Consider the following 25,036-nt stretch of genomic DNA (forward strand, 5'->3'; position numbering starts at 1 on the left):
CACACACCATGCTGAAGGCCAGGGACTCGATGATTGGCTCGCTCGTCACGGATGCGCTGGAGCTGGCGAAGGCCGCCAATGGCAACTCGGACGCGAAGTCCATTGCCAAGGTGGTGCTGACCAGTGACTCGTACCGCATCACCGCGCTCAACCGCGCCCGCGAGGCCGCGCTGGCGTACCGCATCCCCCTGCTGAACCACGTGCTGCGCGTGGCGCAGACGGCGGTGATGGGGATTGAGATTGGCAAGGACGTCACGCTCGGCAAGGGCGTGTACTTCGTGCACAGCCTGGGCATCGTCATCGGCGGAGACGCGCGCATCGGCGACCGGGTGCGCTTCTACGGCAACAACACCGTGGGCACCGCGAAGGACAACGGCTACCCCGTCATCGAGGATGATGTGTGGATTGGCGCGGGGGCCCGGATTCTCGGGCCGGTGCGCATCGGCGCGCGCTCGCGCATCGGCGCCAACGCGGTGGTGCTCCAGGACGTGCCGCCGGACAGCGTGGCCGTGGGCATCCCCGCCCGCATCTTCCCGCGCAAGGACATGGATACCGTCGCGCTCTAGCGCGGCGGCGTGGCCGCGCCCATGGAGGTTGGTGTGAAGCGTTCGCGGAGGATGTCGCGTGCTGGCGCGGTGGCGCCTGCGCTCCCAGGGAGGACGGTGTGAAGGGTTCTCGGACGAAGGCGGGCGCCGCCGTCCTGGCGGGCGCGCTGCTCGCCGGTGGCACCGTGGCCGTGGCGCAGGCAGCGGGCGCGGAGGGCCCGGGCGCAGGTAGCACGAGCGGCGCGGCTACGGGCACGAGCGGTGGCGCGGCGACAGGCGGCACCGCGAACTCGGCCGCGAGCGGCGACGCAGCGACGGGCGCGGGCAGCACGAGCGGTGGCACATCGGCCGCGAGCCCTGGCGCCAGCCTGGAGAACACCGCCCCGATGATGCTGTACGACGGGGGCCTGGCCGCCGGCTGGACGGACATCGGCTGGGCGCCGCGCGTGCTCCCCAAGGGCGCGCCCGCGCGCATGCGCCTGTTCAACTACGGCGGCTGGATTCTCTACCGCCCCAAGCTGGAGGGCACCTTCGGCGCGCTCTCGTTCCGCCTCAGCGCGCCCGAGTCCTTCGGCGAGTTCCTGGAGGTCCGCCTGGACGCCCAGGGCGCCGCCAGCTTCCCGCGCATCCCCATCACGCCCGAGCTCATCGTCCGCAAGGACGGCGAGTGGTCGGAAGTCGTCATCCCCATGGAGCAGCTCAACCCGCACGGCCAGCCGTTCGACCGCGTGGTGCTGCGCGCCGCCAAGAGCGTGGGCCGTGACTGGGTGCTCTTCGACAAGGTGGCGCTGGCGGAGCTGCCCCCCGAGCTCGCCGCCGCGCTGGCCGCGGGAGGCGGCCGCATCGGGCAGGGCAGTGGCCGCGAGGCCCCCATGACCATCGACTGCACCGCGCCGGGCCACCGCATCAGCCCGCTCATCTACGGCATCGCCTTCGACGGGCTCACGGAGAAGCGGGACACGCACCAGTACCAGCTGGGCGCCACCACGCGCCGCTGGGGCGGCAACACCACGTCCCGCTACAACTGGAAGCTGGGCGGCGCGTGGAACACCGCGAACGACTGGTTCTTCCAGAACGTCGACATCGGCCTGAGCTACGACGACTTCCTGGCGTCCAACCGCAAGCACGGCATGAGCTCCGCATTGACGGTGCCCATGCTGGGCTGGGTGGCCAAGGACACGAAGTCGGTGGGCTTCCCGGTGGTGCGCTTCGGTCCGCAGCAGGAGGAGGACAACGGCGCGGGCAACGGCCTGGCGCGGGACGGCACGCCGCTGAAGCCCGGCTCGCCGTCGCTCACCAGCACCGAGGCGCCGCCGGAGTTCGTCGCCGAGTGGATCCGCGCCATCCGGAAGAAGGACCAGGAGCGGGGCCAGCGCAGCGTCCAGATGTACATCCTGGACAACGAGCCCATGCTCTGGAACTCCACGCACCGCGACGTGCACCCGGAGCCGCTCACGTACGACGGGCTCCTGGAGCGCACCATCGCCTACGGCACGGCGGTGCGGAAGGAGGACCCGGAGGCCCTCATCGCGGGCCCGGCCGAGTGGGGCTGGACGAACTACCTGTGGTCCGCGGCGGACTTCGCGCCGGGGAAGATGCCGCACTCGGACCGGCGCGCGCACGGCAACGTCCCGCTGGTGCCCTGGTACCTGCGGCAGCTTCGCGAGCACGAGAAGAAGACGGGCGTGCGGCTGCTCGACGTGCTGGACCTGCACTTCTATCCCCAGACCAACGTGGGCGTGGGGCTCGAGGGCGACACGGACCCGGTCACCAACGCGCGCCGCATCCGCTCCACGCGCGGGCTGTGGGACCCCACGTACAAGGACGAGTCCTGGATTGGCGAGCCCGTGCGCCTCATCCCGCGCATGAAGGAGTGGATCGCCGAGAACTACCCGGGCCTGCGCATCTCCATTGGCGAGTACAACTTCGGCGCCTTCCGGCACATGAGCGGCGGCCTGGCCCAGGCCGAGGCGCTGGGCCGCTTCGCGCAGGAGAACATCTACGCCGCCTACTTCTGGCAGTACCCCACCAACGGCTCGCCGGTGTTCTGGGCGTTCCGCGCGTTCCGGAACTTCGACGGCAAGGGGGGCCGCTTCCAGGACTGGTGGGTGCCGGCGACGGCCGCCGAGGGCACCAGCGTGTTCGCCTCGCGCGACGAGGCGGGCGGCAAGCTGGTGGCGGTGGTGCTCAACTTCGACCCGGACCAGGCCGCCCAGGCTCGGATTCAGCTCAAGGGCTGCGGGACACTCGACAGCGTGCGCGTGCTGGGCTACTCGGGCGCACCTGGGGGGTTCACCGAGCAGACTCCCGGTGCGAAGGCCGCGGGCTCCCTGACCCAAAGGCTGCCACCCTATTCCATGACAGTGCTCGACCTGACGGTGAAGAAGCCATGAGCTCCGCCGCTGCCCCCGTGCCTCCGCAGTCTCCGTTCATCACCGGCCGTCCGCGCCTGCGCATCGGCCAGCTCGCCATCGACCAGCTCACCTTCGCCGAGGCGCTGACGGAGATTGGCCGGCTGGTGGACTCGCGCGAGGGTGGCTACGTCTTCACCCCCAACGTGGACCACGTGGTGCTGGCCGAGGACCACGAGGCCTTCCGCGAGGCTTACGCGCGCGCCCGGATTTCGGTGGTGGATGGCATGCCCATCGTCTGGGCCTCGCGCGCCATGGACGTGCCGCTGCCCGAGCGCATCGCGGGCTCGGACCTCATCCTCCCGCTGATGAAGATGGGGGCGGAGCGCAAGTGGCGCGTGTACCTGCTGGGCGCGGGCCCTGGCGTGGCGGAGAAGGCGGGCCGCATCGTGAGCGAGAAGTACGGCGTGGAGGTGGTGGGCTGGGACTCGCCGATGGTGAGCATCGACGGCGGCGCGGCGCAGAACGACCCCATTGTCGCGAGGATTCGCGAGAAGGACCCGCACCTGCTCCTGGTGGCGCTGGGCTGCCCGAAGCAGGAGGTGTGGATTTCGCAGGTGGCGCCCCAGCTGGGCCCCACGGTGGCCATTGGCATCGGCGCGGGGCTGGACTTCATCGCCGGGACGGTGAGGCGCGCCCCCGTGTGGGTCTCGCGTGCGGGCTTCGAGTGGCTGTTCCGGCTGGTGAACGAGCCCAGGCGCCTGTGGCGGCGGTACATCCTGAATGACTCGCGCTTCGCCACCATTCTGCTGCGCGAGTTCTGGCAGCGCACAGGCGCGCAGAAGCCGGAGTAGCCGCGGGCCCAACCCGGGCGGAGTTAGAGTCGGGGCCCTTCGCGGGGTAGCATGGCTCCGGGACGTGAGCAGAGGGGGGACGCCGGCTCCTTGTCCGGAAGCCATGCGGAACGCCATCGACAACCGGACACCGTTCGCCTGCGAGCCCTTCGTGCTCCCGGATGAAGAAGGGCGTCCCATCCTCGTGCTCGTCGTCAAGGCGACCTACCGGCTCGGGCAGGGCCCGCTGCGGCTCGCGGAAAAACAGGTACCCGTGAACGCAGGAGGCACCTGGTGGGGGCCTCCGGAGGCGTCCAGCTACCGCTACGAGCCCGAGTGCGCTCCCTTCAAGCCCGCAGCGGACATCGTGCTGGTGGGGCACGCCCAGGCCCGCGAGCGAAACACCACCTCCCTCATGGTGTCGCTGAAGGTGGGAACGGCGCAGAAGTCCGTGCGCGTCGTAGGCGACAGGGTGTGGTTCAAGAGCATGGGGAGCGTTTCCATGACACGTCCCCTTCCCTTCGAGCGCATGCCCCTGCGGTACGAGCGGGCTTTCGGTGGATGGGACCGCAGCGCCCCGGATCCGGCCCGCCATGCGTTCGAGCCGCGCAACCCCGTGGGCGTGGGCTTCCGCGTGGACGCGCGGTCCTTCGAGGGGGAGCTCCGCCTGCCGAACCTGGAGGACCCGGAGCACCCGCTCAAGCAACCGGGCCAGCGAGTGCCTCCCGCGGGGTTTGGCTTCCTCTCTCCGAACTGGCAGCCACGCGCGGCCTTCGCGGGCACCTACGACGAGGCCTGGCGCAAGCAGCGCATGCCCCGGCTGCCGAAGGACTTCGACCGGCGCTACTACAACGCCGCGCCCGCCGGCCTGGTGGTGCCGGGATACCTGAAGGGGGGAACCCCCGTCACGGTCGTCAACGCCTCCCCGCAGCCCCTCGCCTTCCAGCTCCCCGCCGAAGCCCCACCCGAGGTGAGTGTGAGCCTGTCCTTCTCGGGTGATACGCCCATGGCGCTGAAGCTCGACACCTGCATCATCGACACGGATGACGCGTGCGTCATGCTCCTGTGGCGAGGGAGTGTCACCCTGCGGGACGGGCCCGACGACGTCTGGGACATCGCGGTGAAGCCCCCTTCGGCGGGATAGCGGCCATGGCACCCCTCGCGATGACAGGTCTGGGCATGGTGACGACGGTCGGCCACGACCTCGTGACGGCCTATGGCGCCCTTCGATGCGGAATGGCCAGGCCCTGGCCGGTGGAGTTCGAGGTGCCCGCCGACGCGGGCAACGGCAACGTGCCCCTCACCGCCCACCCGCTGCGCGGCATCACCGATGGCTTCCAGGGCCTCGGGCGCTACCTGCGGATGGGGCTCCACGCCCTGGAGGACCTGCTGCACCAGGGAGGCCTCCGCCAGGAGCCCGCCCGGTTCTGGCAGGGCACGGGGCTCTACGTCGGCCTGAGCCGGACAAGGAACCGGGAGATCGACTTCTACGACGACATCCTCCAGGAGCAGTTGCCAGCGCGGCTCGTGGCCGAGGCCGGGCTCGCCATCCCGGAGAACCGCCGGCAGGTCGTGTTCCGGGGGCACGCCGCTGCGCTCTGGGCGCTGCGCGAGGCCTCCACCGCCATCGAGCAGGGGCACCTCGAGCGCGCGCTCGTCCTGGGCGTGGACAGCCTCCTGGAGAGCGACACCCTGGCCTTTCTGGCGGCCACGCGGCGGCTGAAGATGACCATCAAGCCAAGGGGACTCGTCCCGGGCGAGGCCGCGGCGGCCATCCTCCTCGAGTCGCTCCGTGGCGCCAGGAGCCGGGAGGCGGCCATCCGCTGCACCGTGGAGGCCACCGAGACAGGACAGGAGCAGGCCACTCGCGCCTCCGGTGCCCGGTCCGCCGGTGCGGCCCTGTCGGAGGTCATCGCCCGCGTCCTCCCCCGGGAGCGCCCGCTCCAGGCCATCTACGGGGACCTCAACGGGGAGGACAGCCGGGCCGACGAGTGGGCCCACACGCTCGTGCGGCTGTCGGAGGAGCACGACCTCTCCGCGGCCGCGCAGCACTGGCCGGCCGTGTCCCTGGGAGACACGGGGGCCGCCAGCGGCGCGGTGGCCCTGGCCGCGGGGGCACATGCCCTGTGGCGCCGTCACGTCAGCGGGGGCGATATCCTGGTGTGGTCCAGCGCGGACAGCGGAGAGGTGGCCGCCACCATTCTCCGGGGGGCTGATCCGCTCGCTTCTGCTCCAACCCCGCAGGGAGGACGCCGATGAGCGCGAAGCAGGTCAACGACCCGGACAATCGGCATGTCGATGAGCGGAAGGTCCTGACCGAGCTCCACAAGAAGAGCGGTGGCAAGCCCTGCTTCTGGAAGCACGAATACGGCACCTCGAGCGACGAGTGCATCGCCATTCCCAAGGGGGAGTACGACACGCACGCCTGTCACTACCGTGCCAATGGCATCAAGCGCGCGGAGAGCGAGCCCGAGGTCTACAACACACGTCGCATCCCGGGCACGGGAGAAGCCCGGAGCGACAACCGGGAAGTGGCAATGAAGCTGGGCTTCATCGTCATGGACCCGGCTCGGCGCAAGTACACCTTCAGTCGCGAGACGCCCGAGTACACCACCCTGGCCGAGGACATCGCGGCCCGGAAGAACAAGTCAGAGGCGGGCAAGGGCACCCGCTTCCTCGATGCCTACCGCGGCCGCTACGGCAAGTCTTTGGGCTGGCTCGCGAAAGACCGGCACGCCTGGGACGTCAAGCACCGCATGACGCTGGACCCACAGGACTTCAAACAGGTCTACGGCGCCACCAAGAACAACGCGCTCACGGACTACGACTCCGACTTCCTGGAGCTGGCCACGCCCATCGTCGACAAGGCGCAGCTCGCCCCCATCAACTTCCACATCCCGCAGAGCGACAACCCCGCGATGCAGGGCCTTGGCAAGTGGTTCCCATACGAGCACGACCACCACCACATGATTCCCGCGAGCGCATTTCAGGAGTACGTGCTCAACGGGCCCAGCGCCGACCCGAGCGTCATGCACTACATGTCCCGGGCGCGCGTCGTCATGCAGGGCACCTGGAACATCCACAATCCAGACAACATGATCCTGCTGCCGAATGAGGTCTATCCGGGGCGCATCCTGGACCTCGCCGCCCACATCCCCTGGCAGATGGGCGCGGACCACAAGCCGTATTCGAAGGAGCTTAAGAAGAGGCTGAAGCCCGTCCGGGAGATCATCGACGCGGGGCTGGAGCAGGCTCCCGAGACGCCGCATGATGCCGAAGAGAGAGCGGCCGCGAGGTTCTCCCGGGAGATGAAGCAAATCTGCGATGAGCAGCGCGAGGAGTTCCTCGAGAAGGGGTTCTTCGTCCTCGAGCCCAGATGACTCCGGCGTGAGGAAGGGGGAATGTGATGAACAACGAAATGACGTATCAGGTCTTCAGCCTCAACCCGGATCCCCGGGTGGCCTTTCTCGATGACGTCGACGAGAACGTCCCGGACTACAGGAAGCTCACGAAGGGCTTCCGCCTGAAGGGGAGCATCCCGGAGTCGACGACCTTCACCCTCTCCGAGGAGGGAGGTGACATGCTCTGCGACTTCGTCGAGAACACCTCGGGGACACTCATCGTCTCCACCCGGGCTCGCGAGGCGCTGGAGGCGGAGGGTGTCACGGGCGACGACTTCGAGTACCTGCCCGTCACCCTCAAGGACAAGCGCGGCCGTGCCCTGAAGAGCCGATTCTATATCGTCAACCCGCTCCAGAAGGTCGAGTGCATGGACCGGGAGCGCTCGAAGTTCTCCGCCTACGAGGACGAGGTTCTGTCAGTCCAACGGCTGGTGGTGCGGCAAGAGAAGGTGCCCGCGGAGCTGAAGCTCTTCCGGCTGGGAGAGTGGCCGCAGGTCATCGTCATCCGCTCGGACCTGGTGCAGCGGCTCCAAGAGGCGCAACTGACCGGACTGTTCGTGGTCGGGCCTGGCGAGAAGTTCACCTAGTGAGCGTAAAGGAACTTCAAGGATGAGCATGGACCCGGGATTCGTCAGCCTCCAACTGGAGCAACTCATCGACCTGCGGCTCGAGGCGCTGCGCAAGGGGAACGCGAAGCCCAGGCACGTGCTGGACCTCTCGCGCATGTTCCGGCGCATGGGGTGCGGCACGCTGCTGGCCGGCGGTGACACCAGCTTCTTCTTCCAGGGCCTCTTCTTCGCCGCCGATGCCTACCTCCAGCTCCTCGAGCGCAAGGAGCGCGACCCCTCGCTGGCGGACCCCTACGACCTGGCGCGCGGCCGAGCCGAGCCGCTGCTGGATGCCCTGGCCCTGGGAGACGCGGAGCTGGTGCGCCGCATCGACGCCCGCGCGCAGACCCAGTACCGGGAAGGCATGGAGTACGAGGAGGACTTCTGGTTCTTCATGCTGCTGCCCCGGCTCCTGGACCCGTCCGTCGGAGAGCCGGAGACCCGTGAGGAACTGGGCCAGATGCATGAGGCCCTCCAGGGAATCGTCTACCCCCGCTACGACGCGGTGGTGGCGCTGGCGCGCGGGGACCGCGAGGGCTTCGAAGCGGCGCTGGAGGCCCTGACCCAGGCCTGGGCGAGCCAGATGGAGCGCGACGCGGAGTCGGAGCGGGGCAATCCCTACGCACTGGCGACGGAGTCCGAAATCTTCGTGGAGGGACTGGCGCTCGTCCGGCTGGCGCGCATCCGGGGAATGCCCACGCGTCAGGAGTACCGCCTCATCCCCGCCGCGGCGCTGACCGCGCCTCCGGCGGAGCAGCACCGCGAGCCCCTCTGGAAGGACTGACGAGGCAAGCCATGGCCAACCATGTCGGCGTGAACAAGATGTCGGTGGTGACGAAGGACAGCAACGGCACCTCGGTGGCGTTCCCGGACGTCTGCAAGACGCCGAGCCCGGCCGGCCCCATCCCCATTCCCTATCCCAACATCGCGAAGTCCTCGGACACGGCCAAGGGGAGCAAGACGGTGACGGTGGATGGCCACCCGCCGTGCCTGAAGGACTCCCACTTCAGCACCAGCACCGGGGACGAGGGTGGCACCGCGGGCGGAGGCGTGGTGTCGGGCAAGACCAAGGGCAAGGCCGAGTTCGTCAACTACTCGTTCGACGTGAAGATTGAAGGCAAGAACGTGGCCCGGGCCATGGACCTCATGCTTCACAACGACAAGAACACGCCTCCCACGCCGGTGCTCCAGCCGCCAGTCGTGGCCGTGGGCCAGGGCACCGGCAAGAAGACGTGCGCCATCTGCAAGGAGGACTACTAGCCATGGGGGCGCCGAAGCAGGGCCCGGGCCGCGCCTCCGAAGCGGACGTGGCGCATTTGCCGCACGGGTGCGTGGGGTGGATCACCGGCTGGGAGCCGCAGCAAGGCATGCTCGTCGACTACGAGGGCAACACCGCCGGGCCGCTGCCCGTGCTGTCCACCGTCACCCTCACGCCCGAGGCGCTCTCGCGCGCCATCGCGGAGCGGCAGCGGGTGGTGCTCCTGTTCGCCGGAGGGGATCCGCTCCGACCGCTGCTGGTGGGGCTGGTGCAACCGCCTCCCGCGCCGCTGACCGAGGCCGTACTCGAGGACATGGCCCGGCCCGGGGCCGGCGTCATCGCGAAGGTGGATGGCAAGCGGGTCCACATCGAGGGACAGGACGAAATCGTGCTCTCCTGCGGCAAGGCCCGCATCACCCTGCGCCGCAATGGCCGGGTCTCCATCCAGGGCGTCGAGGTGGAGTCCAGCGCCGTGGGCAACCACCGCATCAAGGGTGGAACGGTGGGCATCAATTGACGGGCTTGCGCGAAGACCTGCTCCCGCGCTGGGACATCTTCGAGGAGCACCTGGACGAGGCCACCTTCCTGTGGACCCGCCGTGAGCAGTGCCTCGTGTCGCCGCTCTTCGACCTGCGGGAGACGGGCGAGGAAGAGGCGCGACTGGTGGCGCACCTCGACGCGCTGGCCGAGGCCGGCGGCGTGGTGACCCGGAAGCTGGCCGAGCCGGCGCTGCAGGAGGACGAGCCCGCTCGCGTGTCCGCCGCAACGTACGTGCTGCTCTCCGAGCGGGGCCAGGACGCCGCCGGGCTGCTGCTGAAGGCGCTGGAGGAAGGTGACTCGGCCCGGCACCTGGCCATCCAGGGTGCCCTGGAGCTCTGGGATGAGCCCGGGTGGGCCGAGCGGCTGGCGCCCCTGTCCGCCTCCCCACTGCCCGCCCTGAAGGCACTGGCGCTCGAGGTGGCCGCGTTCCACGGCGAGTTGCTGGATGCGGGCACGCTGACCTCGCTCGCCGCGAACGGAGAGGTGGCGGTACGGGTCTCCGCGCTCAGGAGCGCGCGGCTGTTGCCAGAGGAGGCCCGCGCGGCCCTTGTCCGCGCTGCCCTGGCCTCGCCGGAACCCTCCGTGCGTCTGGCGGGCATCGAGCTGGGGCTTCTGGGAGGAATGCGAGCCGCCTGGAGCGCATGCCAGGAGCTGGCTGGCGTGCACTGCCCGGAGCGTGCCCGGGCCTGGGTGCTGCTGGCGCTGGGAGGCGGGGAGAAGGCCCTGGAGGTCGTGCTGCGGAGACTCGAGGAGAAAGCGTCACGGCGCCAGGCCCTGTGGGCCCTGGGGTTCAGCGGGCAGGTAGCCGCCGCGGATGCCTGCATCGAGTGGATGGCGGAGGACCCACCCACCTCCCTCCTGGCAGCGGAGGCCTTCTGCGCCATCACCGGCCTGCGCCTCGAAGGTTCCTACGTGGGGATATCGCCAGAAGCGCAGGAGCTGCCTCCCTTCGAGGAGGACGACCTCCAGGCGGACCTGACACCCAAGCCCGAGCAGGCCCTCCCGGTGCCGGCCGCTGACGCCATCGCGGCCTGGTGGCGCAGCGCGCGCAAGCAGTTCGACCCCCAGAAGCGCTACCTGTACGGAGAGCCCTTCGACGGCAGGGTGCTCCTCGAGGCGCTCGCCCACACGCCCATGCGGCGCCGGCATGTCCTGGCGCTGGAGCTGGCTCTGCGCAGCGGAGGAGCGCTCCGGGTGCGGACACGGGGCCGCGTGTCACGCCAGTACCAGGAGCTGAAGGAGGCCTCCGGCGCGCGCCAGCGCATCTCGAGCCAGCCCTTCGACACGCTGATGTCGAGATGACCAATCCCCGGAGAGGACATGGGCATCAAGGAGCTTGAGTTCACCATCGAGAACATCGGCCAACTCATCGACCTGAGGCTTCAGGCCCTGCGCGGGGGAACCGTGCACCCCAAGCATGTGCTCGACGTGTGTCTCCTATACCGGCGGATGGGGTGCGGCACGCTGCTGGCCAGCTACGACGCCGACACGTTCTTCTACCTCCTGTACCAGGCAGCGGACACATACCTGCAGCTGCTCGAGCGCAAGCACCTGTGGCCAGCGCTGGACCCCTACTACCTGGCGCGCAGCCGGGCCGAGCCGCTGCTCGATGCGCTCGCGCTGGGAGACGCGGCGCTGGTGCGGCGCATCGACGCGCTCGCGGAGACCCGGTGGCAAGAGGGGATGGAGTACGAGGATGAGTACTGGTCCCTCCGGCTCCTGCCCCAGTTGGCCCGGCCGGAGACGCCACGGGCGGAGCTGTTCGACCTGCTGGACCACCTGGAGCGGGCGGTGGACGGAGCCGAGTTCCCCCGCTTCGACGTTTTGAAGGCGTTGCTCCAGGGAGACTCCGAGGCGTTCGAGGAGGCACTCCTGCGGGCCATCGATGCCTGGCAGTCCCGGATGGAGCGCGCGAGAAAGTCGGGCACGGGCAATCCGCTGGCCCTGGCCACCGACGCCCACGTGTTCATCGAGGGGATTGCCTTCGTCCGGCTGGCTCGGACTCGAGGACTGAGGCTCCGGACGCAGTACCCCCTCATCCCGCCGCTCGCCCTGTCAGCCCCACCCTCGGACATCGAGCGGCGCCCCCTCTGGTGAGGCGGACCGCTACACCATGAGACCCCCGCTCGAACTTCCTGAATCCCTCCGGCGCCTGCTCCGTTCGCGTTCACCAGGACTCGAGTCCGACGTCGAGCGGTTCCTCGAGACGGCGCCTGCACCGTGTCTCTACGTGCGCTCGGAGCGGGTCTCCCGCTCGCCCCTCCGCCCTTCCCTCATCCACCGGATGCTGGGCCATGGGGCCGCGCAGCCCAGACTCGCCGCGCTCGACAGCAAGTTCGGCGGCGTCCCCTACGTCGAGGAGGCGGACCTGACGTGGGATGGCTTCCACTTCCTCGGGCAGCTCAACTTCGCCCAGTTGGCTGACGCACCCGTCGCGTTGCCTCGCCGGGGCCTCTTCGCGCTCGACCGCGACCTTCGTGCTCCGGACTGCTCCCCCAGGTCGTTCCGCGTGCGCTGGTACCCAGAGCCCAGCGAAGCACACGCACAACCTGTCTCGCCGCCTCGATGCGTCGGACGCTGGGAGACGCGGATGCGGTTCGTCCCAGGATGGTCTCTCCCTGGAGGCGACGCGTGGGAGGCGCCGTTGCCACCGGGTGACTCGCAGCTCCAGGACGCATGGAGCGACTGGACGCCTGCGGGCTACCTGGAAGATGAGCGCGGTGCAGGATTCCACCGCCTGTCGGGACACCGAAGCGCGGGACTCGACGAGCCCTACGCCTTCGTACCGCCTCCCGGACGTGGCAATGACCTTCGGGCGTACGCGCAGCTCTGGCGCATCACCTTCGACAACGCCTCGGGCTTCCACTGGGGCACGAACCAGGCCTATGTGCTGCTTCACCCCGAGGACCTGGCCGCGAACCAGCTCGGGCGCGCGGTGGTGACCTGGTCCAACGCCTGAGCGTGAATCCGGGAGCCCACTCGAGTGGCAGGCGAGCTCGACCTGCCAGCAGGTTCCTTTTCCGGAGCCCGCCCGAAAATGGTTTCGTCCATTTTCCCCGCGCCGGACGTTGGGCATCTCGTGGACCCCGCAGGCCCCTCCAGACGTGGCCCCTTGAGTGAAGCCCCCTCGGCGGAGGCAGGCCCGTGGCTTGCCCGGTTCCACGCCGGGGACGCCCGGGTGCTCAACGCGTGCTACCGCGACCACTTCGACACCGTGTACCGCGCCGCCGCTCGCGTCCTCCCCGCCGTGGACGCGGAGACCGTGGTCCATGACGTCTTCCTGCGCCTCGTGTCCGACGGCGCCGCGCGCCGCTCCTTCCAGGGGGGCTCCCTGGCCGGCTGGCTGCACACCCTCTCGTACAACCTCGCCGTGGACCGGGTACGCCGCCAGCGGCGTGAGTCGGACGCGCTGGCCCAGCTCGCCGTGGAGACCTCCGCGTCCGAGGACCCCTCGCCGCCCGAGCCCGGGCTCGACGCCAGCCTCCTGTTGGACCGCTTCCGCCAGGAGTGCCTTCCCCCGAAGTGGGCCCCCGTCTTCGAGGCCCGCTTCGTGCGCCAGCTGAGTCAGCGCGAGGCCGCCGCCGCGCTGCGCATGCGCCGCACCACCCTCGCCTACCAGGAGCTGCGCGTCCGCCAACTCCTCAAGAAGTTCCTCCTCACCCCGGAGGCCCGATGAACCCCTCCTGCGACCTCCTCCCCCTCGTCGACAGTCACTTCTCCGGGCGAATCGCGCCCCCCGACGAGCGGCGCATGCGCGAGCACCTGCCGGACTGCGCCCACTGCCGTGAGCGGTATGAGCGCCAGCTCCTGCTCGCCCGGTTGGACCCTGCCGCTCCGGATGCGCGGACACGGCTCGCGCGGGGGCTGGGGCTCGATGCGCCTGCGCCGGTATCCCCCTGGCGGCGGATGCTCCACGGCCTCGGGTTCGGGCACGAGTCCTCGGATCCGTCGCGAGGAACCTCCGGTTTCGACGCCGAGGCCCGTGAGGCCCAGCACGACACAGCGCTCCTGCACGGGGGCACTGTCGCCCCCGGCATCCAGGCAGAGCCACGGTCCCGCCCGGACTCCGGAAAGCCCACGCCCCGCTGGTGGCAACTGGCGCTGGTGCCAGTGGCTGTCGCCTGCCTCGCGCTCCTCGTGGTCCGCATCCCGCCCAGCACCACCGTGGACGAGGGCTTCACTGCTCGTGGCGCGGGCAATGTCACGGCCCAGGCGCGGCTGCTCGCCTATGCGGTGGCGCCCGGCGGACACACCTCCCTGCTGGGGCCTACCTTGAGGCCCGAGCAGGAGCTGGCCTTCGCCTTCCGCAACCCCGACGCCCACCGCTTCCTCATGGTCTTCGCCCGAGACACCTCGGGCCGCGTCTACTGGTACCACCCGAGCTGGACCGACCCGGCGAGCAACCCCTCGGCCATTCCCATCCCCGCGGGCGACACCTTGCGCGAGCTCCCCGAAGCCATCTCTCATCCGCTCGCGCCTGGCCCCCTCACCCTTCATGCCGTCTTCCTGGAGTCGCCGCTCACCGTGAGGCAGATGGAGTCGCTCGTGGAGCAGGGTGACCTGGACACCGTGCTCCCCGCCGGCGCGGACGTCACCTCGCTCCAGCTCCAGGTCATCCCATGAGATTCGCCGTCCTGCTCCTCGCCCTGGCTCCGATGGCCACGTTCGCCTCCGCATCTGGGGCCGCGACGTCTCCGCCGCGCATCGCGTCCTCGGAGGCCACAGCGCCGCGCACCGCATCCTCGGGGGCCGTAGCGCCGACGCACCCCGCATCCTCGGGGGTCGCAATGCCACTCACCGCAGCCTCGGAGGCCGTGCCACCATCGCTCACCGCGTCCCCGGAGACCGTGCAGCCACCGCGCACCGCGTCCTTCGCGCTCATCATCGGCGTCAACCGCAGCCATGAACCGGACCAGCCCGAGCTGCGCTTCGCCGACGACGATGCCGCGCGCTACCTGGACCTGTTCCGCATGCTGGGCGCGCGCACGTACCTGCTCGCACGCCTGGACGACAACACACGCCGGCTGCACCCGCAGGCCGCCGCCGAGGCCCTGGACCCGAAGCGCGCCGAGCTGGCCACCTCCGTGACGAAGCTCGGCGAAGACATCGCCCTGGCGCGCAGCCGTGGCGTGGAGACGGTGGCCTACGTCGTCTACGCGGGCCACGGCAACGTGCGCAACGGCGAGGGCTACGTCAGCCTGGAGGACGGTCCCCTCACCGGGCAGATGCTGTCCTCCGACGTGGTGGCTCGGCTCGGCGCCGACCGCGTCCACCTCATCGTCGACGCCTGCTACTCCTACTTCCTCGCCTACAGCCGAGGTCCCGGCGGACAGCGGCGGCCCTTGCCCGCGGGCTTCACGCGCGCGGTGGGCCTCGCACTGGCGGACAACGTGGGCCTCCTCCTGTCCACCTCGTCCGCTCGCGAGAGCCACGAGTGGGAGGCCTTCGAGGCCGGCGTCTTCAACCACGAGGTGCGCTCGGGCCTCTTCGGCGCGGCGGATGCGGATGGTGACGGCCAGGTGAGCTACCGCGAGATCGCCGCCTTCGTGGAGCGCGCCAACGCGGCCATCCCCAACGAACGCTACCGCCCCCAGGTGCACGCGCGCCCGCCCAAGGGCTCCGAGCTGCTGGTGGACCTGCGCCAGGGACTGGAGCGGCGGCTCGAGGTCGATGGCGCTCAGGGCGCGCACTACCTGCTCGAGGACGCCAACGGCGTGCGCCTGGCCGAGTTCCACAACGCGCAGGGCCAGCCCCTGCGCCTGCTGCGCCCGCCACCGCGCGGCCCCGTCTTCCTGCGGCGCGTGAGCGACGAAGCAGAGTTCCCGCTGCCCACCGCGCCAGACGTCGTACGCCTGGAAGCCCTCTCCGCCGAAGCGCCGCGCGTGGCGTCACGCGGCGCCGCGCATGCGGCCTTCCAGCACATCTTCACCCTGCCCTTCGGCAGCGACACCGTCGCCCGCTTCGAGTTCCGGCCACCGCCCCCGATGACCCTGACCGAAGCCTCCGCCGCCGGCGGGCGCTCCAGCATCCGGAAGCAGCTTGGCTGGGGAGCGCTGGCGCTGGGTGTCGCCTCCGCGGGCGCGGGCATGTGGGCCACGCTGGAGGCCCGTGACCTGCGCAACAGCGTCGCGCCCAGCCTGTCGCAGCAGGAAGCCGCCGCGCGCAACCGTCGCATCCGCGCCTACAACACCACCAGCGGTGTGCTCTACGGACTGGGCGGCGCGGCCGTGCTGGGCAGTGCACTGCTGTTCCTGTGGCCCGACACGGACACGGTGCCGCTGGCCACCCTGAGCGCGGATGGCGCGGCCCTGGGCCTGTCGGGCGCATTCTGATTCGTCCAATGCGCGGGCCCCCTTCGTTGTGAAGCTTGAAATGAAAACCTCCGTGAAGCTTCCGTCCCGCGCCTTGAGCCTGCTGCTCGGCGCGCTGCTGTTCGCCGGCTGCATCAACCCCGTGAACGAGGGTGAGCGGCCTTGTCCCTGCGCCGAAGGCTGGACGTGCTGCCCCGACGCCAACGTGTGCGTGGCGGATGCCGCCCGGTGCGAGCAGCTCCAACCGCCCAAGCCGCCCGAGCCCACCGCGCCGTCCGCGCCGCGCCTGGTGTCCGCGATTCCAGACCCGGGCACGGTGACGCTCACCTGGTTCGAGCCGGCCCAGGACGGCGGCAGCGCGATTACGGGCTACGAGGTGGGCGTCGAGCCCCATGAGGACGGTATCCAGGTGCACGTGGAAGGCACCACCGCGCGAGTCACCGGACTGCGCGCGGGAGGTACCTACGGCTTCACCATCGCCGCGCGGAACGCCGTGGGCCTGAGTCCGACGATGGGCGTGGACGGCGTGAGCCTTCCGGATGTCCCGACCGCGCCCGTGGCCCTCGCCGTGGAGCGAGGTGACCGGCAGGTGCGCGTCACCTGGCGCGCGCCCGCGTCCGACGGTGGGCGCGCCGTCCTCCATTACGTGGTGACGGCCCACCCGAGCGGCGTCAGCACCGAATCGAACGGGCCCGAGCTGACGGCCATCGTGGGTGGGTTGACGAACGGCGTGGCCTCCACCTTCACCGTGCACGCGGTGAACGCGGTGGGCGCGGGCCCCGCTTCCGCCGAGTCCGCGTCCGTGGTCCCCGCCGCCTCGCCCGGTGCGCCTGTCTCCGTGGCCGCTACGCCCGGCGTGCGCACGGTCTCCGTCTCCTGGCTGCCGCCCGAGGACACGGGCGGCCTGCCGGTCTCCGGCTACGTGGTGACGGCCTCGCCGGGTGACGTCACGCAGCAGGTGGACGGCGCGGCCAGCGACGCCACCTTCACGGACCTCCAGGACGACACCGAGTACACCTTCACCGTGGCCGCGCGGAACGACGTGGGCCCGGGGACCGAGAGCGGCACCGCCTCCGCGCGCACGCCTGCACGGCCGAGCGCGCCCGAATCCGTCCAGGCCCAGCCCGGGGTGCGCTCGCTCACCGTGACGTGGGAGCCCCCGGTGTCCGATGGCCGCGCTCCCGTCACCGGCTACACCGTGATGGCCCAGCCATCGGGCGTGCAGTTGAACGTGGGCGCGCACCTGCACAGCGCCGTGCTGGAGAACGTGCCGAGCACGAAGGCCCAGACAATCTCGGTGGTGGCGCGCAACGCCGTGGGAGACAGCCCCGCCGCCACGGCCGGCGCGCCCGTGAAGACGCGGCCCGCTCCCGTGGAAGTCACCCAGCTCGACGTGCCCACGGCGGTCCGTGGCTGCCAGCCGGTGACCTACACGCTGCGGCAGGTGGACGGAGAGCGCGCGGACGTCCTGGTCGAGCTCGATGCCACGGGCAGCGGGACCTTCACCCGCACGACCCAGGCGGCGGATGCACATTACGAGCGCGCGTCTGGCCTGGTCGCGCTCTCGACCTCCCTGGAGGGCACCGCGCACACCTTCCGCTGGAATCGCCCCAAGGACCTGCCGAGCGCCGCGCCCACGGCCCTGATTCGCATCACCGCCACCGTCCCTGGGACCACGCCCACGACGCGCACGCACGCCGTGGCCCTGTCCGCGCCGGAGATGCGCTGCGAGGTGGACCTGGACTCCAGCCCGCTGCAGTCGATGCCGCAGTCCTACTCGGGGAAGACGTACGGCACGGCGCTCGGTGACTTCAACCAGGACGGCAAGCCGGACATCGCCGTGCTGCACGACGCCAACTCCGAGGTGCGGTGGCTGCGCGGGCTGGGCAATGGCGGCCTCGAGTTCCAGAACGCCCTTCCCAACATGCTGATGAGCGGCAAGCACCTGGTCACCGCCGACGTGGACCAGGATGGCGCGCTGGACCTCATCTCAGCTGACGCCTCCTCCGGCCCAAGAGTCGAGGTCATGCGCGGCCAGGGCCAAGGCTTCTTCGACCCGCGCGTCTACGGCTTCATCCCGTACCAGTCCAGCCGCGACCACACCTATGACCTCACGCCGCCCGTGGTTCGAGACCTGGACGGTGACGGAACGCCCGAGGTCGTCATCTCGCTGCCCACCCGGCTCGTCGTCATGCGCCACACGAGCGGCGGCCAGCTGACCCTTGCCTACGAGGGCCCGAAGGTGACCCATCAGGCGCAGGGCGCCGTGGTCGCCGGTGACTTCAACGACGATGGGCGCGTGGACCTGGTCGTCATCGGCGGTTCCATCCAGCCCTTCTATGGCCAGGGCTCGCTCACCTTCACGTCCGAGAGCGTCGGGGCGCTCGAGGGCAACGTTCCCTTCGCCACAGCCGCGGACTTCAATGGCGATGGCCACCTGGACATCGCGGCCCTCGTGGTGGGCCGGAACGAATCCACCATTTACCTGCTGCAAGGTGATGGCAACGGCCGGTTCGCCTCGCCCGCGCGCCTGCACCACCACACATGGCACAGCTTCGGTGACCAGAGCCACCTCATCTCCGGTGACTTCGACGGAGACGGACGGCAGGACCTGGCCTACACGCACGCGGATGCGAACGTCGTCACGCTCTTCCAGGGACGGGGCGATGGCACCTTCGAGCCTCGCACCTTGCCCTCGGGACGGTATCCCTCGCGGCTGGTAGCGGGAGACTTCGACGCCAGCGGCAAGCTGGACCTGGCCGTGCTCTCCGGGATTCAACAGACCGTGCGCGTGCTGAGGGACCTGGAGGCGCCCACGCCCCCGGCCATGGGCTCCGTCTTCGTCACCGCGGACTTCGATGGGGATGGCCAGGACGATGTGGCCTCTCGAGTGGATGGCGGCGCCCAGGTGCACCTCACGCGCGCGGAGGGTGGGCTCGTGACGCGCGGCCCTTCACCGCTGCCCGAGGGCACGTGGAAGCTGCTCGCGGGCCGCTTCGACGAAGGCCCGACGGTGGACCTGTTCGCGCTCACCCGTCAGGAGGAGGCGCCCTACGCGCAGTCGCTCGTGCTGATGCGCGGCAACGGAGACGGCACCTTTCGCTCGGGTGAAGAGCTGCCGCTGGGAGAGACCTTCACGACGTCGAGCACGCGGGAGCTCGTCGCTGGAGACGTGGACGGGGACGGCGACCTGGACGTGGTCATCGACCTGTCTCGCGAGGAGGGCGGGCGCTACATCACCGACCTGCAACTGCTGCGCAACGCGGGGGATGGCACCTTCTCGGCCAGCGGCGCGTTCGCGACCTACTCCTCGCGCAACGAGCTGCTCCTGAAGGACCTGAACCAGGATGGCCGGGCGGACCTGGTGGTGCTGCGCGGAATCTATCCGACCTTCGAGCTGGTCATGTTCGAGGGCCGCGCGGATGGCACGCTGGCCTGGAAGCTCGATTACGCGCCGGTGGTCGCGGCCTGTCATCCCGGTGGCATGGTGGCCGAGGACCTGACCGGTGACGGGCTCGTGGACCTGGCGGTGTCCTGCATGAACATCGCGCAAGGCGTCCTCCCGATGATTGGCACGGGTAGCTTCAGCTTCTACGACGGGCGACTCGCGCGCGTCGGCGCCAGCTCCGGCCGCCTCACCGCCAGGGATTTGGATGGGGATGGCGCTCCCGAGCTGCTCGTCGCGGCCCCGGAGGAACAAGCCGTCTGCGTCCTGCCCTCCTGGGGCCATGGGGACTTCGGCATCTCCAGCTGCTTCGGGACGCTCGCCACCCCTCACGAGCTGGCCCTGGTGGACGTCGACCATGACGGTGTCCCGGAGGTGCTCACGGGGAGCGGCATCCTCTCCTCCAGTGCCACGCTGCTGCGCGTGCGCTGACACGGAGCCACGGGCTTGGAAGGCGAGGTGTTATCGTCATGGGCTCCACGGACATGATGGAGCCCCCTTCCAGCCCGCCGGTGAAGCCCCGGCGCGACGCGCCGGACGACGACTACGGCATGTCGCTGCCGGCGCTGGTCGTCCTGCGCATCAGCATCATGCTCATCGAGCTGTTCACCCGGCTCGGTGACGTCCTGGTGCTGCTGCGCCGGCCCCGGCTGCTCCCGCCGTACCTGGGGCTGTGGCTGCGCGAGGTGCTCGTCTCGCCGTACCGCCTGAAGCGCTCCTTCGAAGTGACGCGGGTGCTCCAGGCCAGTGGGCAGGTGTTCAACGAGCTGATGTACGGCGAGATGCCGGTGCACACGGGTGTGTGGCTCTTCTGGAAGGCGGGCCTGGGCCCGGGCTCGCGGCTGGTGGACCTGGGCGCGGGGCGGGGCCGCACGCTGATTGCCGCGCGCTGGCTGGGCGCGGAGGCCCGGGGCGTGGAGCTGATGCAACACCACGTCGCCCTGGCGAGCAAGCCGGTGGAGAGGGCCGGCGCGCAGCTCGTGCTGGGCGACGCGACGCAGGCGGACCTCCAGGATGCGACGCATGTCTTCACCAACTGGACGGCGCTGACGCCGCAGACGCGCGCCCGGCTCGTGGAGCGCTTCCGAACCTGCCGTCCGGGCACCCGCGTCCTCACCGTGACGCGGCCGGTGGAGGCGCCGGGCTTCACCATCGTCTCGAAGCACCGGCTGCTCTTCACCTGGGGCCCTGAGTACGTCTGGATTCACGAGGTCCGCGGCGACGTCGTTGGAGATACAACCAATTGAGCCCGCTTCCGATGACACCGACACCCTGTCTACGCTCCGCGACGCGACGCCGGGCCTCCTGGATTCGAGGCCATGGGCCGAGGCGTCCAGGAGCTGAACCTCATGAAGGCATGGATGACGGTGGTGTCACTGGCGGTGGTTCCCCTCGCCGTGGGTTGCACGTCGTCGCGCGAGCTGACACGGGCGCGCGTGGAGGCGAACACGCTGCGCAAGGACGCGGACACGCTGCGCGAGGAGAACGCGACGCTGAAGGAGCGCGTCAGCGAGCTGGAAGCACAGCTCGCCAAGGTGCAGGAGGAGCGCGACGCGCTGAAGGCCGCCGCGGAGAAGCCCCCCGAGCCTGTCGTCGCGCCCGCCGCGGGCAAGAAGCGAAAGAAGTAATCCTCGCGAGGCCGCACCGATGACCGTGACGCGCACCACGGCGGTCCATGTCCACGAAGGCTGCGACGTGTACGTGGGCCGGGCCTTCCGCGCCTACGCGAAGCCGAGCCCGCTGAACCCGGTGCCCGGCCGCTTCGGCAACCCCTTCAAGCCCGGGGGCGTGCGCACTCCGGGCGCCATGCTGCGCACCTACTTCGAGCCGTGGCTGGTCGCGCTGCCGGAAGCGGAGCGGGCGCGCATCCGCGAGGAAGCCCTGCGTCGCATGGGCCCCGACGAGGACGCCTTCGACGCGTTCCGCTGGTACCTCGCGCTGCGGACACGGCACGACGCGGACTACCGCGCCGCCGTGCGGACGTTGCGTGGCAAACGCCTGGGCTGCTGGTGCAAGCCCGGCCCCTGCCACGCCGACATCCTGGCCGAGTGGGTGGACGCGCAGCCGGCGTAGGGGCGCTATATAGCCCCGCCATGCCCACCCTCATCCTCAGCGCGCAGGACCTCCGCAGCCTCTACACCGTCGAGCTCGGCCTCTCCGCCGTCGAGCGGGCCTTTCGTGCCCACGGCCTCGGCGAGTCGCTGATGCCGCCCAAGGTGTACCTCTCCCTGCCCAAGTACGACGGCGACTTCCGCGCCATGCCCGCGTTCCTCGACGGCGCCGCGGGCGTGAAGTGGGTCAACGCCCATCCGCGCAACCCGGAGAAGCACGGCCTGCCCACCGTCCGCGCCCTCTACATCCTCAGTGACCCGGACACCGCGTCCCCGCTGGCCATCCTCGATGGCACCCTGCTCACCGCCTGGCGCACCGGCGCCGCCGGCGGCGTGGCCTCCAAGTTCCTCGCCAGGAAGCAGCCGCGCACCCTGGGCCTCGTCGGCTGCGGCGTGCAGGCCCGCGTGCTCATCGACTCGCACCGCGCCGTCTTCGGCGACAGCCTGGAGCTGCTGCTCGCCGACACCTCCGAGGCCGCCGCCAAGGCGCTCCAGGCCGAGAAGGGCGGCCGCATCGTCAGCACCCTGGAAGCCTGCGGCGCCGACATCGTCTGCACCGCCACTCCCGCCCGCGCCCCCGTCGTGAAGCGCGAGTGGTTCCAGCCCGGTGCCCACATCAACGCCATGGGCGCGGACGCCCCCGGCAAGCAGGAGCTCGACCCGCGCCTGCTCACCGAAGGCCGCGTCTTCATCGACGACACCGAGCAGGCCCTCCACTCCGGCGAGGTCAACGTCCCGCTGCACGACGGCCTCCTCCGCGCCGAGCAGATTGCTGGCACCCTCGGCGAGGTCGTGGCGGGCAAGAAGCCCGGCCGCGCCAGCGACGCCGAGCTCACCGTCTTCGACTCCACCGGGCTCGCCCTCCAGGACGTCGCCCTGGCCCGCGCCCTCTACGACGCCGCCCTCGCCCGCGGGCTCGGACAGGCCTTCGACATCGTCGGGAGCTGAGGCCAGGAAGGCCGGCCAGGCGCCACGCGCCATGTGCGGTGCCTGCACGCCCCGCCTCGCCAGGCGGGCAGGCACCAGCGCCACGCACTGGCCGCCGAACACCAGCCGCCCGCCAGGCGGGCGCCACTGGCGTAGGGCCCCGCCCGCAGCCGGACGACAAGCACCCGGCCTTGCACGCTCCATCCCACCGGGCAGGCACCCGCGTCACTGCCTGGCCCCTGTCCCGATGCCCACCCTCCCTGCGCAGGAATGAAGCAGCGCGGAGCCCCACCTCGCGCTTGGCCCCTGTCCCGACGCCCATCCATGCAGGCATGAAGCAGCGCAGAGCCCCACTCCTCGTCCGGCCCCTGTCCCGATGCCCACCCTCCCTGCGCAGGTATGAAGCAGCGCGGAGCCCCACCTCGCGCCTGGCCCCTGCCCTGACACCCGCCCTTCCCAGGCAGGCGCAAGGCAGCGAGGCACCCCACGCCGGGCGACAGACAACCGGCCCCGGACGCCCAGCCGCCCACCGCTGGCGCAGCGCCTAACTTGGAACGGCGTGGGCGCCCGACACGCAGCCAACAGCCCTCTCGGCGTGGGCGGTCCCAGCGGACGGAGCCGCTTCGTCAGGACGCTCCTGGGAAGCATCACCGGCCCGGAGCAGCGCTTCTGGCTGCTGGTCGTCACGGTGGGGCTCATCGCCGGACTGGGCGCGGTCGCGCTGCTGAAGGTGCTGCACTTCACGCAGCAGCTCTTCTGGCGGAGCACCAGCGAGGACTTCCTCGCGGGCGTCGCCGCGGCCCCCACGTGGCGCCGCGTGCTCATCCCGGTGCTCGGCGGGGCGCTCGTGACGATGCTGACGCTCCTCGTCGGCCGTCCCATGCGCGGCCATGGCACCGCCGGCATCATCGAGTCCATCTGGGTGAAGTCCGGCCGCCTGTCCCTGCCCCGCGCGCTGCTGCGTGGGCTGGTGTCCATCCTCGCCGTGGCGCTGGGCGCGCCGCTGGGCCGCGAGGGCGCGCTGCTCTCCACCGGCGCGGCCAGCGGCTCCTCGCTGGCCCAATGGCTGCGGCTGGGCCCCGGTCAGGCCCGCCTGCTGGTGGCCTGTGGCGCCTCCGCGGGCATGGCCTCCGCGTACAACGTCCCCATCGGCGCGGCCCTCTTCGGGCTGGAGGTCCTGCTGGGCAGCTTCGCGTTGGAGCTGTTCGGCCCCATCGTCGTCTCGTGCGTGGTGGCGACCATGGTGTCGCGCGGCCTCATCGCGGACCACCCGAGCTTCGTGATTCCCCATTACGCGCTGCTGCATCCGCGCGAGCTGTTGCTGGCCGTGTTGCTGGGCGCGGTGCTGGGCGTCGCGTCCGCGTTCTACGTGCGCGCCATCAACGCCATGTCGGACCTGCTGGACCGAGCGGCCGCGTGGCTGGCGCCCTTCCTGCCCCTCCTGTCCATGATGGTGGTCGGCGTGACGGCGGTGTGGCTGCCGCAGCTGCTCGGCAACGGGTACGACGCGGTGAACGCGGCGCTGCTCGGCAAGCTGCCCCTGTCCCTGTTGCTGCTGCTCCCGCTGGCGAAGCTGGCCCTCACCTCGACCTGCGCGGGCGCGGGAGTGCCCGGCGGACTCTTCACCCCGTCGCTCTTCTACGGAGGGCTGCTGGGGGGCGCGTTCGGGATGCTGTCCGAGCAGGTGCTCCCCGGCGGCGCCCCCAGCGGCGCGTACACCCTGCTGGGCATGGGCGCCATCCTCGCGGGCACCACGCACGCGTCGGTGTCCGCGGTGCTCCTCATCTTCGAGCTCACCGGCGACTACCCATTGGTGCTGCCCCTGATGCTCAGCGCCGTGGTGTCCGCCGCGGTCAGCCGGCGCCTGGAGCCCGAGTCGCTGTACACGGCCGTGCTCAACCGCCGCAACGTGCGCGTCCCCGCCACCGTGCCGCACTGGCTGCGCCAGGAAGGCGCCCGCGCGCTGCTCAAGCCCGTGCGCCAGCGCGTGCCCCCGTCGGCGCCGCTCCAGGAGGTGCTCGCGTCCCTGCTCGAGCAGCCCCTGGGCGAGGACCTCTACGTCACCGACGACGAGGGCCGGTACCGGGGCGCGCTGGTGCTCGACCAGCTGAAGGGCCACCTGCCGGACCACTCGCAGCTGCACGCCACCATCGCCGCGGACCTGATGGACGCGCGCGTGCGCCCCATCACCCCGGGCCTGTCCCTGGGCGAAGTCGCCGCGCGCTTCACGGAGACGTCGCTGGAGCGGCTCCCCGTCGTGGACGGTGAGCGGCGGCTGCTCGGCACAATCTCCAAGCGCGACGTGTTGAGACAGGGGACCTTCTGAGGGACACGGCGTGGAAGACCGGCGGATGCTGCACGGACCAGCGCGCGCATGGAGCATCGTGCTCATGTCCCTGCTGTGCCTGGTGCTGAGCGTCTTCCTGCTCCGTCGCCCGCCGCCCGTTCCTCCCGAGTCCACCTCCGCGCCGCCCGAGCACGTCCCCACGCCCGAGGAGCGCCGCTCCGTGTATCGCGCCTGGCCAATGTTCGAGGGCTGGCCGCTGCCACAGCTTCCGCCGACCCATTCCGCCCCTGGAAGCCCCGAGCCGCCGCGCGACGCGCCCCCAGCCCCTCGCGATGGCCCGTGCAATGACTCACGCGGATGCAAGTGATTCAGCGCGAGCACCGCCTCCGCGAAGTGCCTCGCGTTTCAGCTCCACCCCA

At 70.6% G+C, this 25,036-nt stretch carries 23 protein-coding genes; all 23 read left to right on the forward strand.

Annotation, left to right across the window (positions count from 1 at the left end):
- Positions 1-8: 8 nt before the first annotated feature.
- Entirely contained in the window at positions 9-566 is a 558-nt protein-coding gene (epsC, locus tag VZL07_RS14125) for a serine O-acetyltransferase EpsC (RefSeq protein WP_426756045.1), read from the forward strand.
- A 98-nt stretch (positions 567-664) separates the two neighbouring features.
- Complete coding sequence (gene epsB / locus VZL07_RS14130) at positions 665-2,938, forward strand: GH44 family glycoside hydrolase EpsB (protein WP_426756046.1); 2,274 nt, start codon at positions 665-667, stop codon at positions 2,936-2,938.
- Positions 2,935-3,750 carry an exopolysaccharide biosynthesis glycosyltransferase EpsA gene (gene epsA / locus VZL07_RS14135; RefSeq protein ID WP_426756047.1) on the forward strand — a complete coding sequence of 272 codons (816 nt, stop codon included), beginning with the start codon at positions 2,935-2,937 and terminating at the stop codon, positions 3,748-3,750. Before epsB ends, epsA begins: the two co-directional genes overlap by 4 nt.
- Before the next feature lie 103 nt (positions 3,751-3,853).
- On the forward strand, positions 3,854-4,873 hold the full coding sequence (locus VZL07_RS14140) for a DUF2169 family type VI secretion system accessory protein (protein ID WP_426756048.1): 1,020 nt from the start codon (positions 3,854-3,856) through the stop codon (positions 4,871-4,873).
- Between the two features lie 5 nt (positions 4,874-4,878).
- Positions 4,879-5,988 carry a hypothetical protein gene (locus tag VZL07_RS14145; protein WP_426756049.1) on the forward strand — a complete coding sequence of 370 codons (1,110 nt, stop codon included), beginning with the start codon at positions 4,879-4,881 and terminating at the stop codon, positions 5,986-5,988.
- Positions 5,985-7,109, forward strand: a complete 1,125-nt coding sequence (locus tag VZL07_RS14150) for an AHH domain-containing protein (protein ID WP_426756050.1) — start codon at positions 5,985-5,987, stop codon at positions 7,107-7,109. The genes VZL07_RS14145 and VZL07_RS14150 overlap by 4 nt, the downstream gene beginning before the upstream one ends.
- 26 nt (positions 7,110-7,135) lie before the next feature.
- The gene (locus VZL07_RS14155; protein ID WP_426756051.1) at positions 7,136-7,717 is read left to right on the forward strand and encodes an imm11 family protein; all 582 of its coding nucleotides are present in this window, start codon (positions 7,136-7,138) and stop codon (positions 7,715-7,717) included.
- Between the two features lie 22 nt (positions 7,718-7,739).
- Positions 7,740-8,522, forward strand: coding sequence for an Imm49 family immunity protein (locus VZL07_RS14160; protein WP_426756052.1), 783 nt, complete (start codon positions 7,740-7,742; stop codon positions 8,520-8,522).
- Positions 8,523-8,533: 11 nt separating this feature from the next.
- The gene (locus tag VZL07_RS14165) at positions 8,534-8,998 is read left to right on the forward strand and encodes a DUF4150 domain-containing protein (protein ID WP_426756053.1); all 465 of its coding nucleotides are present in this window, start codon (positions 8,534-8,536) and stop codon (positions 8,996-8,998) included.
- Between the two features lie 2 nt (positions 8,999-9,000).
- Positions 9,001-9,513: a DUF6484 domain-containing protein gene (locus VZL07_RS14170; RefSeq protein WP_426756054.1), complete on the forward strand. Its 513-nt coding sequence runs from the start codon at positions 9,001-9,003 to the stop codon at positions 9,511-9,513.
- A 5-nt stretch (positions 9,514-9,518) separates the two neighbouring features.
- On the forward strand, positions 9,519-10,838 hold the full coding sequence (locus VZL07_RS14175; protein WP_426756055.1) for a TIGR02270 family protein: 1,320 nt from the start codon (positions 9,519-9,521) through the stop codon (positions 10,836-10,838).
- Positions 10,839-10,856: 18 nt separating this feature from the next.
- Positions 10,857-11,633 carry an Imm49 family immunity protein gene (locus VZL07_RS14180; protein WP_426756056.1) on the forward strand — a complete coding sequence of 259 codons (777 nt, stop codon included), beginning with the start codon at positions 10,857-10,859 and terminating at the stop codon, positions 11,631-11,633.
- A gap of 16 nt (positions 11,634-11,649) precedes the next feature.
- On the forward strand, positions 11,650-12,495 hold the full coding sequence (locus VZL07_RS14185; RefSeq protein ID WP_426756057.1) for a DUF1963 domain-containing protein: 846 nt from the start codon (positions 11,650-11,652) through the stop codon (positions 12,493-12,495).
- A 153-nt stretch (positions 12,496-12,648) separates the two neighbouring features.
- Positions 12,649-13,212 (forward strand): RNA polymerase sigma factor, encoded by a 564-nt coding sequence (locus VZL07_RS14190; RefSeq protein WP_426756058.1) that lies wholly within the window; start codon positions 12,649-12,651, stop codon positions 13,210-13,212.
- A complete protein-coding gene (locus VZL07_RS14195; RefSeq protein ID WP_426756059.1) occupies positions 13,209-14,159 on the forward strand; it encodes a hypothetical protein in 951 nt (316 codons plus the stop codon). Before VZL07_RS14190 ends, VZL07_RS14195 begins: the two co-directional genes overlap by 4 nt.
- A gap of 164 nt (positions 14,160-14,323) precedes the next feature.
- Entirely contained in the window at positions 14,324-15,868 is a 1,545-nt protein-coding gene (locus VZL07_RS14200) for a caspase family protein (RefSeq protein ID WP_426756060.1), read from the forward strand.
- 52 nt (positions 15,869-15,920) lie between these two features.
- Complete coding sequence (locus VZL07_RS14205) at positions 15,921-19,724, forward strand: FG-GAP-like repeat-containing protein (RefSeq protein WP_426756061.1); 3,804 nt, start codon at positions 15,921-15,923, stop codon at positions 19,722-19,724.
- A 38-nt stretch (positions 19,725-19,762) separates the two neighbouring features.
- Positions 19,763-20,539, forward strand: coding sequence for a class I SAM-dependent methyltransferase (locus VZL07_RS14210; RefSeq protein WP_426756062.1), 777 nt, complete (start codon positions 19,763-19,765; stop codon positions 20,537-20,539).
- Positions 20,540-20,611: 72 nt separating this feature from the next.
- Positions 20,612-20,920, forward strand: a complete 309-nt coding sequence (locus VZL07_RS14215) for a hypothetical protein (protein WP_426756063.1) — start codon at positions 20,612-20,614, stop codon at positions 20,918-20,920.
- A gap of 19 nt (positions 20,921-20,939) precedes the next feature.
- Positions 20,940-21,365 (forward strand): DUF4326 domain-containing protein, encoded by a 426-nt coding sequence (locus VZL07_RS14220; protein WP_426756064.1) that lies wholly within the window; start codon positions 20,940-20,942, stop codon positions 21,363-21,365.
- Between the two features lie 20 nt (positions 21,366-21,385).
- Entirely contained in the window at positions 21,386-22,351 is a 966-nt protein-coding gene (locus tag VZL07_RS14225) for an ornithine cyclodeaminase family protein (RefSeq protein ID WP_426756065.1), read from the forward strand.
- A gap of 538 nt (positions 22,352-22,889) precedes the next feature.
- Positions 22,890-24,656 carry a chloride channel protein gene (locus VZL07_RS14230; protein ID WP_426756066.1) on the forward strand — a complete coding sequence of 589 codons (1,767 nt, stop codon included), beginning with the start codon at positions 22,890-22,892 and terminating at the stop codon, positions 24,654-24,656.
- A gap of 64 nt (positions 24,657-24,720) precedes the next feature.
- Positions 24,721-24,984, forward strand: a complete 264-nt coding sequence (locus tag VZL07_RS14235) for a hypothetical protein (protein ID WP_426756067.1) — start codon at positions 24,721-24,723, stop codon at positions 24,982-24,984.
- Positions 24,985-25,036 lie beyond the last annotated feature (52 nt).

It is taken from the genome of Pseudomyxococcus flavus (genome assembly GCF_050038885.1).
Taxonomy (GTDB): Bacteria; Myxococcota; Myxococcia; order Myxococcales; family Myxococcaceae; genus Myxococcus; species Myxococcus flavus.

Excerpts from the sequence above, each read along its gene's own strand:
- VZL07_RS14160 (WP_426756052.1), top strand. The coding sequence starts at position 7,740 with ATGAGCATGGACCCGGGATTCGTCAGCCTCCAACTGGAGCAACTCATC.
- VZL07_RS14195 (WP_426756059.1), top strand. The coding sequence starts at position 13,209 with ATGAACCCCTCCTGCGACCTCCTCCCCCTCGTCGACAGTCACTTCTCC.
- VZL07_RS14155 (WP_426756051.1), top strand. The coding sequence starts at position 7,136 with ATGAACAACGAAATGACGTATCAGGTCTTCAGCCTCAACCCGGATCCC.
- VZL07_RS14180 (WP_426756056.1), top strand. The coding sequence starts at position 10,857 with ATGGGCATCAAGGAGCTTGAGTTCACCATCGAGAACATCGGCCAACTC.
- VZL07_RS14220 (WP_426756064.1), top strand. The coding sequence starts at position 20,940 with ATGACCGTGACGCGCACCACGGCGGTCCATGTCCACGAAGGCTGCGAC.
- VZL07_RS14225 (WP_426756065.1), top strand. The coding sequence starts at position 21,386 with ATGCCCACCCTCATCCTCAGCGCGCAGGACCTCCGCAGCCTCTACACC.
- VZL07_RS14200 (WP_426756060.1), top strand. The coding sequence starts at position 14,324 with ATGCCACTCACCGCAGCCTCGGAGGCCGTGCCACCATCGCTCACCGCG.
- VZL07_RS14170 (WP_426756054.1), top strand. The coding sequence starts at position 9,001 with ATGGGGGCGCCGAAGCAGGGCCCGGGCCGCGCCTCCGAAGCGGACGTG.
- VZL07_RS14235 (WP_426756067.1), top strand. The coding sequence starts at position 24,721 with ATGTCCCTGCTGTGCCTGGTGCTGAGCGTCTTCCTGCTCCGTCGCCCG.
- epsC (WP_426756045.1), top strand. The coding sequence starts at position 9 with ATGCTGAAGGCCAGGGACTCGATGATTGGCTCGCTCGTCACGGATGCG.
- VZL07_RS14140 (WP_426756048.1), top strand. The coding sequence starts at position 3,854 with ATGCGGAACGCCATCGACAACCGGACACCGTTCGCCTGCGAGCCCTTC.
- VZL07_RS14215 (WP_426756063.1), top strand. The coding sequence starts at position 20,612 with ATGGGCCGAGGCGTCCAGGAGCTGAACCTCATGAAGGCATGGATGACG.
- epsA (WP_426756047.1), top strand. The coding sequence starts at position 2,935 with ATGAGCTCCGCCGCTGCCCCCGTGCCTCCGCAGTCTCCGTTCATCACC.
- VZL07_RS14150 (WP_426756050.1), top strand. The coding sequence starts at position 5,985 with ATGAGCGCGAAGCAGGTCAACGACCCGGACAATCGGCATGTCGATGAG.
- VZL07_RS14145 (WP_426756049.1), top strand. The coding sequence starts at position 4,879 with ATGGCACCCCTCGCGATGACAGGTCTGGGCATGGTGACGACGGTCGGC.
- VZL07_RS14165 (WP_426756053.1), top strand. The coding sequence starts at position 8,534 with ATGGCCAACCATGTCGGCGTGAACAAGATGTCGGTGGTGACGAAGGAC.
- VZL07_RS14185 (WP_426756057.1), top strand. The coding sequence starts at position 11,650 with ATGAGACCCCCGCTCGAACTTCCTGAATCCCTCCGGCGCCTGCTCCGT.
- VZL07_RS14210 (WP_426756062.1), top strand. The coding sequence starts at position 19,763 with ATGGGCTCCACGGACATGATGGAGCCCCCTTCCAGCCCGCCGGTGAAG.